Source organism: Pseudomonas sp. BJa3 (assembly GCF_026343815.1).
Lineage (GTDB): Bacteria > Pseudomonadota > Gammaproteobacteria > Pseudomonadales > Pseudomonadaceae > Aquipseudomonas > Aquipseudomonas soli.
This window is the reverse complement of the sequence record NZ_JAOXMC010000296.1, coordinates 1-261: the sequence shown is the minus strand read 5'-3', so window position 1 is coordinate 261 and position 261 is coordinate 1. Positions and strand designations below refer to the sequence as shown.

The following is a 261-nucleotide window of genomic DNA, read 5'->3' as shown; positions in this document are numbered from 1 at the left end:
TACCGCGGATGCGCGCAGTGGTGATGGCCTCACTCTGCGTGCTGGTCACCGTCAGGCCGGGCACCAGAACCTGCAGGTCCTTGATGTCGCGCACGCCGGTATCCTGCAACAGTTGTTCGGGCAACGCGGTCACGGCGATCGGCACATCCTGCATGGCCTCCTCGCGCTTCTGCGCGGTCACCGTCATGGTGGCCAGCGTGGTGGGCTCCTCTTCACCAGCCGGTGCGGCGGCTTGTTGCGCATAGGCATGCGAGCTGCAGA

General features: G+C 65.9%; 1 protein-coding gene. It reads right to left on the bottom strand.

What is annotated here, in order from left to right; all coding sequences use genetic code 11:
• Positions 1–261: Plug domain-containing protein (locus OH705_RS27770; protein ID WP_267303503.1), on the bottom strand; the 261-nt coding region annotated here is incomplete at both ends.